Origin of the sequence: Methylobacterium aquaticum (assembly GCF_001043915.1) — a bacterium.
In the GTDB taxonomy this organism is placed as follows: domain Bacteria; phylum Pseudomonadota; class Alphaproteobacteria; order Rhizobiales; family Beijerinckiaceae; genus Methylobacterium; species Methylobacterium aquaticum.
Window position 1 is genome coordinate 24,869 of the sequence record NZ_LABX01000112.1, and the last position, 13,757, is coordinate 38,625.

12 protein-coding genes are annotated in these 13,757 nt (G+C 70.8%); 10 read left to right on the forward strand and 2 right to left on the reverse strand.

Going from position 1 to position 13,757, the window contains the following annotated elements:
- The first annotated feature begins 52 nt into the window (after window positions 1–52).
- The 5 genes from VP06_RS15190 (at window position 53) to VP06_RS15210 (ending at window position 6,248) form a co-directional block, all read left to right on the forward strand.
- The gene (locus tag VP06_RS15190) at window positions 53–2,809 is read left to right on the forward strand and encodes a hybrid sensor histidine kinase/response regulator (protein ID WP_048464621.1); all 2,757 of its coding nucleotides are present in this window, start codon (window positions 53–55) and stop codon (window positions 2,807–2,809) included.
- 86 nt (window positions 2,810–2,895) lie between these two features.
- Window positions 2,896–3,393: a chemotaxis protein CheW gene (locus tag VP06_RS15195; protein WP_048464622.1), complete on the forward strand. Its 498-nt coding sequence runs from the start codon at window positions 2,896–2,898 to the stop codon at window positions 3,391–3,393.
- 16 nt (window positions 3,394–3,409) lie between these two features.
- Entirely contained in the window at window positions 3,410–3,775 is a 366-nt protein-coding gene (locus tag VP06_RS15200; protein ID WP_048464623.1) for a response regulator, read from the forward strand.
- 336 nt (window positions 3,776–4,111) lie between these two features.
- Window positions 4,112–5,296, forward strand: coding sequence for a protein-glutamate methylesterase/protein-glutamine glutaminase (locus tag VP06_RS15205; protein WP_048464624.1), 1,185 nt, complete (start codon window positions 4,112–4,114; stop codon window positions 5,294–5,296).
- 40 nt (window positions 5,297–5,336) lie between these two features.
- A complete protein-coding gene (locus tag VP06_RS15210; protein ID WP_048464625.1) occupies window positions 5,337–6,248 on the forward strand; it encodes a CheR family methyltransferase in 912 nt (303 codons plus the stop codon).
- A gap of 548 nt (window positions 6,249–6,796) precedes the next feature.
- On the opposite strand, the gene ctrA is transcribed toward VP06_RS15210, so the two are convergent.
- Window positions 6,797–7,498, reverse strand: coding sequence for a response regulator transcription factor CtrA (gene ctrA, locus VP06_RS15215; RefSeq protein WP_048450105.1), 702 nt, complete (start codon window positions 7,496–7,498; stop codon window positions 6,797–6,799).
- A gap of 445 nt (window positions 7,499–7,943) precedes the next feature.
- On the opposite strand from ctrA, the gene fliI reads away from it, so the two are divergent.
- Both fliI and fliJ read left to right on the forward strand, forming a co-directional pair.
- Window positions 7,944–9,296 (forward strand): flagellar protein export ATPase FliI, encoded by a 1,353-nt coding sequence (fliI, locus tag VP06_RS15220; protein WP_048464626.1) that lies wholly within the window; start codon window positions 7,944–7,946, stop codon window positions 9,294–9,296.
- A 91-nt stretch (window positions 9,297–9,387) separates the two neighbouring features.
- The gene (gene fliJ, locus VP06_RS15225; protein WP_048464627.1) at window positions 9,388–9,795 is read left to right on the forward strand and encodes a flagellar export protein FliJ; all 408 of its coding nucleotides are present in this window, start codon (window positions 9,388–9,390) and stop codon (window positions 9,793–9,795) included.
- Between the two features lie 163 nt (window positions 9,796–9,958).
- Here the strand turns inward: fliJ and VP06_RS15230 are convergent, their stop codons facing one another.
- Complete coding sequence (locus VP06_RS15230; protein WP_245291187.1) at window positions 9,959–10,573, reverse strand: GNAT family N-acetyltransferase; 615 nt, start codon at window positions 10,571–10,573, stop codon at window positions 9,959–9,961.
- Between the two features lie 193 nt (window positions 10,574–10,766).
- Between VP06_RS15230 and VP06_RS15235 the strand changes: the two genes are divergently transcribed.
- The 3 genes from VP06_RS15235 to VP06_RS15245 all read left to right on the forward strand — a co-directional run bounded on the left by VP06_RS15235 (window position 10,767) and on the right by VP06_RS15245 (window position 13,706).
- Window positions 10,767–11,654 carry an alpha/beta fold hydrolase gene (locus VP06_RS15235; protein WP_082167408.1) on the forward strand — a complete coding sequence of 296 codons (888 nt, stop codon included), beginning with the start codon at window positions 10,767–10,769 and terminating at the stop codon, window positions 11,652–11,654.
- Window positions 11,655–11,814: 160 nt separating this feature from the next.
- Window positions 11,815–12,864 (forward strand): lysylphosphatidylglycerol synthase domain-containing protein, encoded by a 1,050-nt coding sequence (locus tag VP06_RS15240; RefSeq protein WP_048464628.1) that lies wholly within the window; start codon window positions 11,815–11,817, stop codon window positions 12,862–12,864.
- Window positions 12,861–13,706 carry a class I SAM-dependent methyltransferase gene (locus VP06_RS15245; RefSeq protein WP_048464629.1) on the forward strand — a complete coding sequence of 282 codons (846 nt, stop codon included), beginning with the start codon at window positions 12,861–12,863 and terminating at the stop codon, window positions 13,704–13,706. Before VP06_RS15240 ends, VP06_RS15245 begins: the two co-directional genes overlap by 4 nt.
- Window positions 13,707–13,757: the final 51 nt, after the last annotated feature.

Consider the following 13,757-nt stretch of genomic DNA (forward strand, 5'->3'; position numbering starts at 1 on the left):
ATGGCAGCGTGACTCAGCGCAGAGATCCTGCGTGGATCGATGAGTGGCCGCGATGGACGATTTGTTGCGTGAGTTCCTGACAGAGACCGGCGAGCACCTGGACACTGTCGACCTCGAGCTCGTCCGGTTCGAGCAGGATCCGAACAACCAGACGATCCTGCGGAATATCTTCCGGCTGGTGCATACCATCAAGGGCACCTGCGGGTTCCTCGGCCTGCCGCGCCTCGAAGCGCTGGCGCATGCGGCCGAGACCCTGATGGGCAAGTTCCGCGACGGCATGCCGGTGACGAGCCCCGCCGTGAGCCTCATCCTCCAGACCCTCGACCGGATCAAGCTGATCGTGGCCGAGCTGGAGCGGACCGCCGCGGAACCCGCCGGGATCGACGAGGATCTGATCGGCGCCCTCGAGCGGATGTCCGAGGCGCCGATGCCCGCGCCCGAGCCCGTTCCCGCCGCTCCCCCGGCGACCTCCGGCACCATGGTGCTCCAGGTCCTGGAGCGCGCCCTGAAGCCCGGCGAAGTCTCCCTCGACGATCTCGAGCGCGCCTTCCGTGACACCCCCGGCCCCGAGGTCGAGGCCGAGATCCCGGTTCCCGTCCCGATGCCGGCGCCCGAGCCCGTGCGCCCGGCAGCGGCCCGTCCGGGGCCGGCGCGTGCCGAGCCGGTCCGGCAGGAGGCGGCCCCGGCCGAGGCCCGCCGCGCCGATCCGGCGCGGTCCGAGGGGCCCGTGGCCGAGACCGACACCAGCCCGGTCAGCAAGGTGCAGACGATCCGGGTGAACGTCGACACCCTCGAGCACCTGATGACCATGGTCTCGGAGCTGGTGCTGACCCGCAACCAGCTGCTCGAGATCGCCCGCCGGCACGAGGACGGCAATTACAAGGTGCCGCTCCAGAGGCTCTCGCACGTCACCGCCGAGCTGCAGGAAGGGGTGATGAAGACCCGCATGCAGCCGATCGGCTCGGCCTGGCAGAAGCTGCCGCGGGTGGTGCGCGACCTGTCGTCGGAACTCGGCAAGAAGATCGACCTGGTGATGCAGGGCGCCGAGACCGAGCTGGACCGCCAGGTTCTCGAGGTCATCAAGGACCCGCTCACCCACATGGTGCGCAACTCGGCCGATCACGGCATCGAGTCGGGCGCGGAGCGCAAGTCCGCCGGCAAGCCCGAGAAGGGGACGATCCGTCTCAACGCCTTCCACGAGGGCGGCACGATCACGATCGAGATCGCCGACGACGGCAAGGGCCTCGATCTTCAGGCGATCCGCCGCAAGGCGGTCGAGCGCGGCGTCGCCAGCGAGGCCGAGATCGAGCGGATGACCGACGCCCAGGTGGCGAAGTTCATCTTCCATGCCGGCTTCTCCACCGCCAAGGCGGTCACCTCGGTCTCCGGCCGCGGCGTTGGCATGGACGTGGTGAAGACCAACATCGAGCTGATCGGCGGCACGATCGACATCCAGACCCAGCTCGGCCGCGGCACCACCTTCACGATCAAGATTCCGCTCACGCTCGCCATCGTGGCGGCGCTGATCGTCTCGGCCCGCGAGCACCGCTTCGCGATCCCGCAGGTCTCGGTCCTCGAGCTGGTGCGGGTGCAGCCGGGCACCGACCACACTGTCGAGCGCATCAACGGCTCGCCGGTCCTGCGCCTGCGCGACCGCCTGCTGCCGATCGTCCCGGTGGCGGCGATGCTCGGCCTCGACGCGCCCGACGCCCCGGCCTCGACCGACGAGGGCTTCGTGGTGGTGAGCCAGGTCGGGCGCCAGCGTTTCGGCATCCTGGTCGACGGCGTCTTCCACACGGAAGAGATCGTCGTGAAGCCGATGTCCTCGAAGCTGCGGCACATCCCGCTCTTCTCGGGCAACACCATCCTGGGTGACGGGGCGGTGGTGCTGATCATCGACCCGAACGGCGTCGCCCGGATGGTCGGCTCCGGCACCGCGACCGGCCAGCCCGGCGAGGTCGAGGCGGAGGCCGAGGGCGAGGAGAACGGGGCCGATCAGGCGGTGACGCTGCTAGTGTTCAAGGGCGGCGGCGACGCGCTCAAGGCGGTTCCGCTCTCCCTCGTCACGCGCCTGGAGGAGATCGACGCGGCGAAGATCGAGTGGGTCGGCGGGCGTCCGCTGATCCAGTATCGCGGCCGGCTGATGCCGCTCGTTCCGGCCGATCCGTCGCAGGCGATGAAGCGCGAGGGCCCCCAGGCCCTGGTGGTCTTCTCGGACGGCGAGCGCTCGATGGGCCTCGTCGTCGACGAGATCGTCGACATCGTGGACGAGGTGCTGGACATCGAGCTGGTGACCGAGCGCTCCGACCTGATCGGCTCGGCGGTGGTGCGCAACCGGGCAACCGAGATCGTCAACATCGCCCATTACCTCCCGCTCGCCCACGACGATTGGGGCCAGGCGGCCCATCGCGCGGTGCCGAAGGCGCCGAGCCTGCTCCTCGTCGACGACTCCGCCTTCTTCCGCGAGATGCTGACCCCGGTGCTGAAGGCGGCCGGCTTCCGCGTCACGCAGGCCGGCGGTGCCGAGGAGGCCTTGCGCCATCTCGGTGGCGAGGCGCGGTTCGACCTGGTCGTCTGCGACCTCGAGATGCCGGGCCGCTCCGGCTTCGACCTGATCGAGGCGATGCGCAAGGCCGGCGGCCGGCTCGCGACGATGCCGGTGGTGGCTTTGGCCGGCACCATGGCGCCGGATTCCCTCGCCCGCGCCCGGGCGCTCGGCGTCGCGGATTGCGTGGCGAAGTTCGACCGCACCGGCCTGGTGGCGGCGGTGAACGAGATCACCAGCGCGCCCCTCGACGCCGCGGCCTGACGACCCGCCGATCGCTGTCCGGACGCCGCGGCGTCCGGACGCCACGAAGACCGCCCGCCACGCCCTCACAGATCCCGAGTCCGCCCATGATGGCCGCCAACACCAACACCGCCGGCACGACCGCGCCTTCCGGCGAGACCACCGACTATGTCACCGTGCTCCTCGGCGACGAGCTGTTCGGCCTGCCGATCGATCGGGTGCACGACGTCTTCATCGCCACCAACCTGACCGACGTTCCGCTGGCGCCGCCGGAGATCAAGGGCCTGCTCAACCTGCGCGGCCGCGTCGTGACGGCGCTCTGCCTGCGTCGGCGCCTCGGCCTGCCCGACCGTACCGGCGACGGCCGCAACATGGCGGTGGGCCTGGAGCATGGCGGCGAGGCTTACGGCCTGCTCGTCGACCAGGTCGGCGAGGTGATGAAGTTGTCGGCCGACACCTACGAGCCGAACCCGGTCCATCTCCACAATCGCTGGCGCGCGGTCTCGCGCGGGGTGCACCGCCTCAACGGTCGCCTGCTGATGATCCTCGACGTCGAGGCGGTTCTCGCCTTCGGTGACGAGCGCCAAGCGGCCAGCGCGGCATGACCCCGGGGACTGCCGGATGAGAACCTTCCTGATCGTCGACGACTCGGCGGTGATCCGCAAGGTGGCACGCCGGATCATCGAGGGACTCGGCTTCCGGGTGGCGGAAGCCGAGGACGGCCAACAGGCCGTCGAGCAATGCCGTTCGGGCATGCCGGACGCCATCCTGCTCGACTGGAACATGCCGCACATGGACGGCTACGAGTTCGTGCGCGCCCTGCGGCGGCTGCCTTCGGGCGACCACCCGAAGGTGCTGTTCTGCACCATCGAGAACGACGTCGCGTCGATTGCCCGGGCACTGCATGCCGGCGCCGACGAGTACATCATGAAGCCCTTCGACAAGGACATCATGACCGCCAAGCTCCAGGCGGTCGGCCTCGCCTGATCCCAGCGGTCAAACCACGACGACCGTTGGTTCTGGTCTCGATGGTTCGTCGATCCCAAGGTCCCCGACATCCGGCCTTGGTGTCGAACCTGCGAGAGGGGTCAACGGCCCTGTCGGTCCCGGGCCTGCCCGAGATCGACGGGATGCGGCAGCATCCCGGGACGTTGGCAGGAGAGGTCCGCCGGCGCGGTCGGCCTTCCGTCAAGGCCGACCGCGCGTGAGCCTCGCCCGAGCGGCGGGCTCGCCCGAACACGCAAGACGCCTACGAGACGCCCCGGCCTTGTACCGGGGCCCGATCCCCCGGCCCGCCCCGCGGCGGGCCCACCGAGATACTCCATGGCCGCATCCGCCGCGCCCTCCATCCCGTCATCGAGCGCCGGATCGCGCATCCGCGTCCTCGTCGCCGACGATTCCGTCGTGGTCCGCGGGCTGGTCTCGCGCTGGCTCGAAGAGGCCGGCTGCGAGATCGTCGGCACGGCCTCGAACGGCCGCATCGCGCTCGATGCCCTCGACCGGGTCCAGCCCGACATCGTGCTCCTCGACATCGAGATGCCGGAACTGGACGGCACCCAGGCGCTGCCCAAGATGCTGGCCAAGCGTCCCGGGCTCCAGGTCGTGATGATGTCGACCCTGACCCAGCGCAATGCGGAGATCTCCCTCCGCTGCCTGGCGCTCGGCGCCATCGACTACCTGCCCAAGCCCGAGGGCAACCGTGGCGTCACCACCCAGGCAAGCTTCCGCGAGGATCTGGTCCAGAAGATCCGGATGCTCGGGGCCGACCTGCGCAACCGGCCGCGAGCGCGCCCGGCGTCCCTGGCCGAGCGGCCCGGCCTGCCCGAGCGCCCGGCGACCGCGGCCATCCCGGCCCCGTCGCCGCGCCCGGCCCCGGCCGCCACCCCAGTCGGGGTGCGCCCGCGCCCGCTGCGGACGAGCCCGCCGCGCTGCCTGCTCGTCGGCGCCTCGACCGGCGGACCGCGCGCGGTGGGGGAGGTGCTGGAAGGCATCGGCGCCGCGACCCTGCGGCGCGTGCCGATCCTGATCGTCCAGCACATGCCGCCGGTCTTCACCGCCGTCTTCGCCGAGCATCTCGGCGCCCGGATCGGCCTGCCGGCCGCGGAGGCCAAGCACGGCGAGCCGGTGCGTCCCGGCGTCGTCTACGTCGCTCCCGGCGGGCGCCACATGGGTCTGTCCGGCACCGCGAACGACGCGGTGATCCAGCTCAATGACGGGCCGCCGGTGAATTTCTGCCGCCCGGCGGTGGACGTGATGTTCCGCGACGCGGCCGATGTCTACGGCGCCGCCACCCTGTCGGTGGTCCTCACCGGCATGGGCTCGGACGGCACCAAGGGCGCCAAGGCGCTCGTCGAGGCCGGCGGCGTCATGCTCGCCCAGGACGAAGCCACCTCGACCGTCTGGGGTATGCCCGGCAGCCTGGTGAAGGCCGGTTACGCCCACGAGATCCTGCCGCTGCCGGCGATCGGCCCGGCCCTGCGCACCGCCCTCGGCGGCCCAGGCCACTGATGTGCACCCTGCCACGGATCCCCGGGAGGATGCCGCGCCGATGACCGAAACCGAGTTCGACTTCCTCCGCCTCTACCTCAAGCAGCGCTCCGGCCTCGCCCTGACGGCGGAGAAGCGCTACCTGGTCGAGAGCCGCCTGTCGCCGGTCTGCCGGCGCTTCAACCTTGCCGGGCTGACCGAGCTGGTCGGCTGCCTCCGGGTCGCCCGCGACGGTGCCATCGAGCGGGCGGTCGTCGAGGCGATGACCACCAACGAGACCTTCTTCTTCCGCGACCGGACGCCGTTCGACCTGTTTCGCGACGTGCTGCTGCCCGGCGCGCTCGCGGCGAGGGCGACGCAGCGCCGCCTGCGGATCTGGTGCGCCGCCGCCTCGACCGGCCAGGAACCGTACTCGCTGGCGATGCTGCTGGCGGAAGCCGCGCCGCGGCTCGCCGGCTGGCGGGTGGAGATCGTCGCCACCGATCTCTCGACCGAGGTGCTGGAGAAGGCCAAGCTCGGCCTGTACAACCAGTTCGAGGTCCAGCGCGGCCTGCCCGTGCAGCTCATGCTCAAGCACTTCACGCAAGTGGGCGAGCAATGGCGGATCGCAGAATCGTTGCGCCAGATGGTCGATTTCCGGCCTCTCAACCTGCTGCAACCGTTCGAGCAGCTCGGCACGTTCGACATCGTCTATTGCCGCAACGTGCTGATCTACTTCGACACGGTGACCAAGGCCGATGTCCTGCGCCGCATCGCCGACCAGCTCGCCCCGGACGGCGCGGTGCTGCTCGGCGCCGCCGAGACGGTGATCGGGATCACCGAGGCGCTCACGCCCGATCCCGACCATCGTGGCCTCTACCGTCACGCCAAGGCGGGTGCGAGCCCCGGCGTCGTGGCGCACAGTGCCGTGACACAGGCCGTCCCGGTGACCGCCGCCGCGGCTGTGTCCGGCCTGCGCTGGGCGGCGCGCTGACGGCATCGTCCCGGCGCCCGGGACGGCGGGCGTCGTCGCCGCACCGGTCCGTCCTGGCGGCACGCCACCCGGCAGGGGCCGCGTCGGCACGAAGGACGGGGAGCCGCGCTCCAGCGGCCGCGTCAGCACAGCCCTGCGCAAGGCGGGCGGGTGAGGATGCGGACAATCCCGGGCAATGCCCCGATGCTCGGGCTCCGCCTTCCCCCGCACACAATCCCTGCGCCCGATCGGCCCTGACCGGATCCACACCCGCCGAGTGGGTCCGCGATCACGAAGCCCGGACTCCCGCGCCGCGGCCGGGCTGGAGGAGGGTGAACGGCGTTCCCTCGACATCCCGTCGGACCCGATTGGTCCGGTTCCCGGCGCCGGTGCCAGCCGTCACCGCGCAGGCAGCCATGCGCCGGCGGAGCGCAACGGACGGGCGCGGTCCGGCCGCGAACCTTGATCGCATCCGCCAAACCCCAATCGTCGCCAGCAACGAAAAAACCCCGCCGGAGCGGGGTTCTTTCGTACCGTCCGACCCCCCGTTGTGCAGGGGCCGGCCCGTCTCAGACCGCGATCCGGTCCTCGTCCTCGGTCGGCTCGCGCAGCACGTAGCCACGGCCCCAGACCGTCTCGATGTAGTTCTTGCCCTGGCTGGCATTCGCCAGCTTCTTGCGCAGCTTGCAGATGAACACGTCGATGATCTTCAGCTCGGGCTCGTCCATGCCGCCATAGAGATGGTTCAGGAACATCTCCTTGGTCAGCGTGGTGCCCTTGCGCAGGCTGAGGAGTTCCAGCATCTGGTACTCCTTGCCGGTGAGGTGGACCCGGGCGCCCGACACCTCGACGGTCTTCTGATCGAGGTTCACGATCAGGTCGCCGGTGGTGATCACCGATTGCGCGTGGCCCTTCGACCGGCGCACGATCGCGTGGATTCGCGCGACCAGTTCATCTTTGTGGAAAGGTTTGGTGAGGTAATCATCGGCCCCGAAGCCGAGGCCCTTCACCTTGTCCTCGATGCCGGCCATGCCGGAGAGGATCAGGATCGGGGTCTTGACCTTCGCCACGCGCAGCGAGCGGAGAACCTCGTAGCCCGACATGTCGGGCAGGTTCAGGTCGAGCAGGATGATGTCGTAATCGTACAGCTTGCCGAGGTCGACACCCTCCTCGCCAAGGTCGGTCGTGTAGGTGTTGAAGTTCTCGGACTTGAGCATCAGCTCGATGCTCTGCGCCGTGGCGCTGTCGTCCTCGATCAGAAGTACCCGCATCTCAGGTCCCCAAGCCCTGGCCCTCAAGGGTTAAGGCAAGCCCCCGCCGCCCGTCTCCCACCGGCCCGTGGGGGACGCCCGTTATCTTCCGAACCGCGACGCTAGGCCCGAACGGTTAACAAACCCTGCTCCTGTCCCGCAAGCGGTTAGGAAACCGCCTGATGGACCGGCCCCTTGAGGGTTGGCGTTCCGTTCCGGCCGATTCGCGGTAGCATATCTGCATCCCGCTCCCGCCGAGCCGCCTAAATGACTCGCATCATTGAGGGCCGCCCGCGATGTTGTTTCCGTGCCACGCCCCCGGAGAACCTCCGGGCACCCGCCGCGGATCCCATCTGCCTCAGTGTTAAGGAGAGGGGTAAATGGATCGTTGATGGAATCCGGCAATGGCAGCGTCACGGTTCGGGAAACCGCCTCGTATCAACAGGATGGTGCCGGGAGCGGCGCCATGACCGGGCCCGCGGCGGGGGGAGGGCGCTTCGATGCCGCCCGGGCGGCGCTCGCGGGCGTCGAGGAGGTCGAGACCTTCGGGCGGGTCGTGGCGGTGCGCGGCCTGCTGATCGAGGTCGCCGGCCCGGTGGCGGCGATGCGGCTGGGCGGCCGGCTCGACGTGATGGTGAACGAGGCCGCCGGCGCCGCCATCCCGTGCGAGATCATCGGCTTCTCCGGCCCGCACGCGCTCGCCATGCCGTTCGGCTCGCTCCAGGGGGTGCGCCGGGGCTGCCCGGCCCGGGTGCGGGCGGACGGAGCCGGCGCGATCCGGCCGAGCCGGGCCTGGCTCGGCCGCGTCGTCGATGCCCTGGGACGCCCGATCGACGGGCTGGGACCCTTGCCGCCCGGTCCCGCCGCCTATGGCCTCCAGGCCGATCCCCCGCCCGCCCATGCCAGGCGCCGGGTCGGCCCGCCGCTCGATCTCGGTGTGCGTTGCATCAACACGTTCCTCACCATGTGCGCCGGCCAGCGCATGGGCATCTTCGCCGGGTCCGGCGTCGGCAAGTCGGTTCTGCTGTCGATGCTGGCGCGCTACACCGCCGCCGACGTGGCGGTGATCGGCCTCGTCGGCGAGCGCGGCCGCGAGGTGCAGGAGTTCCTCCAGGACGATCTCGGCCCGGAGGGCCTCGCCCGCTCGGTGGTGGTGGTCGCCACCTCCGACGAGCCGGCCCTGATGCGCCGCAACGCGGCCTATGTCACCTTCGCACTCGCCGAGTACTTTCGGGATCAGGGCGCGCAGGTCCTGTGCATGGTCGATTCGATCACCCGCTTCGCCATGGCCCAGCGCGACATCGGGCTCGCCGCCGGTGAGCCGCCGACCGCCAAAGGCTACACCCCCACCGTCTTCTCCGAATTGCCGCGCTTGCTGGAGCGGGCCGGGCCCGGGACGGGGGACGGGGCGATCACCGGCCTGTTCACCGTGCTGGTCGAGGGCGACGACCACAACGAGCCGGTGGCCGACGCGGTGCGGGGCATCCTCGACGGGCACATCGTGATGGAGCGCGCCATCGCCGAGCGCGGGCGCTACCCGGCGATCAACGTGCTGCGCTCGGTCTCCCGCACCATGCCGCGGGCTTGCGACCCCGATTTCCTGCCCGTGGTGCGCCGCGCCCGCCGGGTGCTCTCGACCTATGCCGACATGGAGGAGCTGATCCGGCTCGGCGCCTACCGGCCCGGCAGCTCGCCGGAAGTGGACGAAGCGATCGGTCTGATGCCAGATCTGGAGGCTTTTCTGGGGCAGGGTAAGGAAGAAGCAACCTCCATCCGCGAGGGTTATGCACGCCTCGCCGCGATCGTCGGCGAGCCGTGAGGGCCGGCCGCGAGGTCCGCTTCGCGGCCCGCGTGACGGCGCGTGGCGGGCCTGATCTCGGCCGCAAGCCCCTGGCGGGAGTAGAGTAACGATGAAGTCGCGGGACACGCTCATCCGGCTGCGCCGCTTCCAGGCCGACGAGAAGCGCCGCAAAGTCGCGCAAATCGAAGCGATGATCGCCGATTTCGCCCGTATGGCCGCCGACCTCGACCGTGAGATCGGCCAGGAGGAGCAGCGGGCCGGGATCTCCGATCCGGCCCATTTCGCCTATCCGACCTATGCCCGCGCCGCCGCTCAGCGCCGCGACAAGCTCCGCCGCTCGGCCGAGGACCTCGACGTCCAGCTCGCTGCCGCCAAGGCTGCCCTGGCCGAGGCGTTCGAGGAGCTGAAGAAGGTCGAGATCCTCGACGACCGCGAGCGCTCGGGCGAGCGCGCCGCCGAGAATGCCCGCGACCAGGCCAGCATGGACGCGATCGGGCTCGGCCGCGCCCGCGCCTGAGACCAACGGTCGTCGGAAACGGCCCTGGTGCGTCCTCGAATTGTCGCCAAGCCTCTGACTTGGCATCAAAATTGACTTGGCATCAAAATCAACTCGGCATCAAAATGTCGAGATCGGTCAACGGCCCGACGCGTCAGCATTTCGGGGACGCCGGTCTGACATGTCAGGCCGTGAGCACCGGGATCTGCCCGGCCGCATCGCCCGGCAGGTCGCCGGTGAGCCGCGGGTCCGGTGTGACCTCGATCGCCCGGGCATAGGGGCGAAAGCCCGAGCGGCGGTAGAACGCGACTGCCCCCGGATGGTCGAAGGTGCAGGTATGCACCCAGAACCGCCGGATCGGGCGGGCGAAGGCGCGGGCCAGAGCCTCGTCCATCAGGCGCCGCCCGCGACCCTGCCCGACCGCCTCCGGCACGAGGCCGAAATAGGCGAGTTGGGCGTCCCCCGCCTGCCGCCAGTCGAGTTCGAGCAGGCCGATATCGCGCCCGTCCTCGGTGAGGGCCAGGGCCTCGACATCCGGGTGGCTCAGGATCGTCCCGAGCGCATCATCAGTCATGCGGGCCCGGCCGAACCACAGCCAGGGCGTTCCGATCGCCGCATACAGGGCCCGGTAGCGGGCGACGTCCGCGCCGATGGCGGCGAGCGGCAGAGGCTCGGCCGGCCGCGGCGCAGGGGGATCGCGTCTCTCCAGATAGGTCACCACGGCGGCGACATGGGTCGGCGGGACCGGGGTATAGCCGTCGAGGCACAGGCGCGGGTCGTCGGTCGGCGGGTGGCTCACGGCGGCGTCTCCTGTCGGCCCATCGGCGCCGCGAGGGGGCCGGCCCGTTTCCCCTCTGTCAAGCTTTCTCGTGCGACCCTTGCGATGAGGCGGGTTCTGTGCCGTTCGCACGACTGTGCGGACGGGGCGTGGCCGTTACATTCGCGAGCGCGGGGTCGGTCGACCCCCGCCGGACCGTTCGAGAGGCACGATCATGCACGACGCCCACGCGCGGGACCGGCGCCGCTTCACCGTCGTCACCGAGCCCCGCGCCCTGGTGTCGCGCCGGATGATCGGGCGTCGCGACGGACCGGCCCTCGAATGGATCGAGGCGGAGCCTGCCGGCGAGCCCCGCGGCGCGCCGATCCTGTTCGTGCACGGTGCCTTCGGGGGCGCCTGGATGTTCGAGGAGATCTTTCTGCCCCACCTCGCCCGGCGCGGCCGGCGCGCCGCCGCGGTGAGCCTGCGCGGCCACGGCCGCAGCCAGGGCGGGCGCGACCTGCGCGCCGCCTCGCTGACCGATTACCTCGCCGACGTGACCCTGGCCCTGGCGCAATGGGGCGAGCCGCCGGTGCTGGTCGGGCACTCCCTCGGCGGGTTGGTGGCGCAGCGCGTCCTCGGCCGGGTGCCGCTGCGCGCCCTGATCCTCATGGCCTCCCTGCCGCCGGAAGGGCTCGGCCTCGTCGGCCCGCGCATCGCGATGACCGATGCGGGATTTTGGGTCGAGGCCCTGGCCGGCTCGCTGCTTCCGGGCCGGGAGCCCGCGGTAGCGCTCGCCCGGCACTGGCTGTTCTCGGAGGGTCTGCCGCTGGAGCGGGCGCAGAGCTACGCCTCCCGGATGTCGGCCGAGAGTCCGGTGGCCCTTGCCGAGGCGCATTGGCCGGCCCTGCCGCTCTCGGCGGCCTTCGCGGGGGTGCCGGCCCTGGTGCTGGGCGGTGCCGACGACCGCATGATCTGGCCGGCGACGACGTGGCGCACCGCGCTCTATCACGGCGCCGAGCACCGCACCGTGCCGGACATCGCCCACTTCCTGCAACTCGATCTCGGCTCTGAGGGCGTGGCCCGCCTGCTCCTCGACTGGCTCGACCGGCGCGGCGCCTGACACCGGCTCCGTCGCGCTTCGCAGCGGACCCGCCGCGCGAGCGGCACGAAACCGTCATGATCCCGTGAAAGGAGGGGCCCGCTCGCGCGGGGCCGTCCTTGCGGTCGCCCGTCGGGTCGGGCAGAAGCGCGCGCGAGAACGGGAACGCGACGAGACCGCGATGAAGAAGATCAAAGAGTTCATCTGGCCGGTCATCGGCCTCGGGGCCGTCGTGGTCTCGGTCTATCTGCTGTGGCACCTGCTGAAGGGGCTGTCCTTCGCCGACGTGAAGGCGAGCCTGGCGGCGATCCCGCCGCACCGCTACGCCCTGGCCGTCGCCTCGACTCTCGTCGCCTACGGCGCGCTCGCCTGGTACGACCGGATCGCGCTGCTGCATCTCGGCGTGAAGGGCATCTCCTGGCTCTTCGTCTCGGTGTGCTCCTTCACCACCTACGCGCTGTCGCACAATATCGGCGCCTCGGTGTTCTCCGGTGCCGTGGTGCGCTACCGCGCCTACACGTCGAAGGGCCTCACCCCCGCGCAGGTGGCGGTGCTGGTGGCGCTCTGCTCCTTCACCTTCGGCCTCGGCACGGCCTTCCTCGGCGGCCTGGTGCTGGTGCTCGAGCCCGAACTGCTCCAGCGCGTGGCGAGCCTCCTGCCGGCGGTGCTCGCGAGCCCGACCACGGCCCGCCTCGTCGGCTTCGGCCTGCTCGGCTTCGTCGCGCTCTACGTCATCGGCTCGGTCCTCCACTTCCGGCCGCTGCACATCCGCTCGTTCAAGATCGAGTATCCGCGGCCCAACATCATGGCCCGCCAGCTGATCGCCGCGCCGCTCGAATTGCTGGGGGCTGCCGGCATCATCTACTTCGCCCTGCCGGAAGTCGGGAATCCCGGCTTCCTCGTGGTGCTCGCCGTGTTCCTCGCCTCGTTCTCGGTGGCGCTGGTCTCCAACGCGCCGGGCGGCATCGGGGTGTTCGAGCTGGTCTTCATCACGGCGATGCCGGACCTGCCGAAGACCGACGTGCTCGCCGCGGTCCTGATCTTCCGCCTGTTCTACCTGTTGGTGCCGTTCGCCCTGGCGATCGGCGTGGTGCTGCTGTTCGAGCGTGGCCGCCTCGCCGAGGCCCTGCGCAACAAGGCGGCCTCGCCCGCGGCCGTGCCGCCGGCGCCGGTCGAGGGCCCCGGCATCACCCCGGACCTGCGCGACGTCCCGGTGCGCAAGGCGGTATGACTCGCGCTCGTCTGCGCCGCGCCGGGCTCGGTCTCAGCACCTTGCTCGGGATCCGGCCGGGCGGTTTCCTGATCCCGTACCGGCATGCCGGTGCGGTGCGGGCGGAGGGCTACCCGGCTCTCCGCCCGATCTTTTCGACGGCCGAGCCCGAATTCCGGGCGGTCCTGGCGGCGATCGAGGCGCAGGCGCCCGGCCTCGACCGCATTGCCGCGGGCGGCCCCGATCTCGTCGGCGAGCGGCCGGCGCGCTTCACGCAGGACTGGTTCCCGCGTCTCGACGCCGCTGCCGCCTATGCCCTGGTGCGTCGCGAAAAGCCCCGTCGCATCGTCGAGATCGGCTCGGGGCACTCGACCCGCTTCCTGGCGCAGGCGGTCCATGACGGCGCTCTGTCGACCGCGATCGCCTGCATCGACCCGTCGCCCCGCGCGCCGCTCGCCGGCCTCGGTCTCCACCATGCGGCGCGGCTGTTCGGCCCCGAGGATGCGGACGACGCGGCCACGCTCGCTCCCGGCGACGTGCTGTTCATCGATTCGAGCCACGTCGCGATGCCGGGCACCGATGTCGACCGGCTGCTCCTCGACGTGCTGCCCCGGTTGCGCCCGGGCGTGCTCGTGCATCTCCACGACGTGTTCCTGCCCGATGCCTATCCGGCGGAATGGGCCTGGCGCGGCTACAACGAGCAAGGGATGGTCGGGGCGCTCCTCCAGGGGAGCGCCTATGCCCTGGTCTTCTCCAGCCGCTACGTCGCGGTCTGGAGCGGCTGGCCGCTCGACGGTGTCCTCTCGCGGCTGCCCCTGCCGCCCGGCGCCTTCGAGTCCAGCCTGTGGCTGCGCAAAACGTGAGATATCCGGCCCGATCCGTCGAATGCCACCGATCGGTCGCGACGCCGGATT

What these genes read in the sequence shown, in the direction of transcription:
- fliI (WP_048464626.1), top strand. Translation starts at nt 7,944, where the DNA reads ATGACCGGGCCCGCGGCGGGGGGAGGGCGCTTCGATGCCGCCCGGGCG.
- VP06_RS15245 (WP_048464629.1), top strand. Translation starts at nt 12,861, where the DNA reads ATGACTCGCGCTCGTCTGCGCCGCGCCGGGCTCGGTCTCAGCACCTTG.
- ctrA (WP_048450105.1), bottom strand. Translation starts at nt 7,498, where the DNA reads ATGCGGGTACTTCTGATCGAGGACGACAGCGCCACGGCGCAGAGCATC.
- VP06_RS15240 (WP_048464628.1), top strand. Translation starts at nt 11,815, where the DNA reads ATGAAGAAGATCAAAGAGTTCATCTGGCCGGTCATCGGCCTCGGGGCC.
- VP06_RS15205 (WP_048464624.1), top strand. Translation starts at nt 4,112, where the DNA reads ATGGCCGCATCCGCCGCGCCCTCCATCCCGTCATCGAGCGCCGGATCG.
- VP06_RS15210 (WP_048464625.1), top strand. Translation starts at nt 5,337, where the DNA reads ATGACCGAAACCGAGTTCGACTTCCTCCGCCTCTACCTCAAGCAGCGC.
- VP06_RS15195 (WP_048464622.1), top strand. Translation starts at nt 2,896, where the DNA reads ATGATGGCCGCCAACACCAACACCGCCGGCACGACCGCGCCTTCCGGC.
- VP06_RS15190 (WP_048464621.1), top strand. Translation starts at nt 53, where the DNA reads ATGGACGATTTGTTGCGTGAGTTCCTGACAGAGACCGGCGAGCACCTG.
- VP06_RS15235 (WP_082167408.1), top strand. Translation starts at nt 10,767, where the DNA reads ATGCACGACGCCCACGCGCGGGACCGGCGCCGCTTCACCGTCGTCACC.
- fliJ (WP_048464627.1), top strand. Translation starts at nt 9,388, where the DNA reads ATGAAGTCGCGGGACACGCTCATCCGGCTGCGCCGCTTCCAGGCCGAC.
- VP06_RS15200 (WP_048464623.1), top strand. Translation starts at nt 3,410, where the DNA reads ATGAGAACCTTCCTGATCGTCGACGACTCGGCGGTGATCCGCAAGGTG.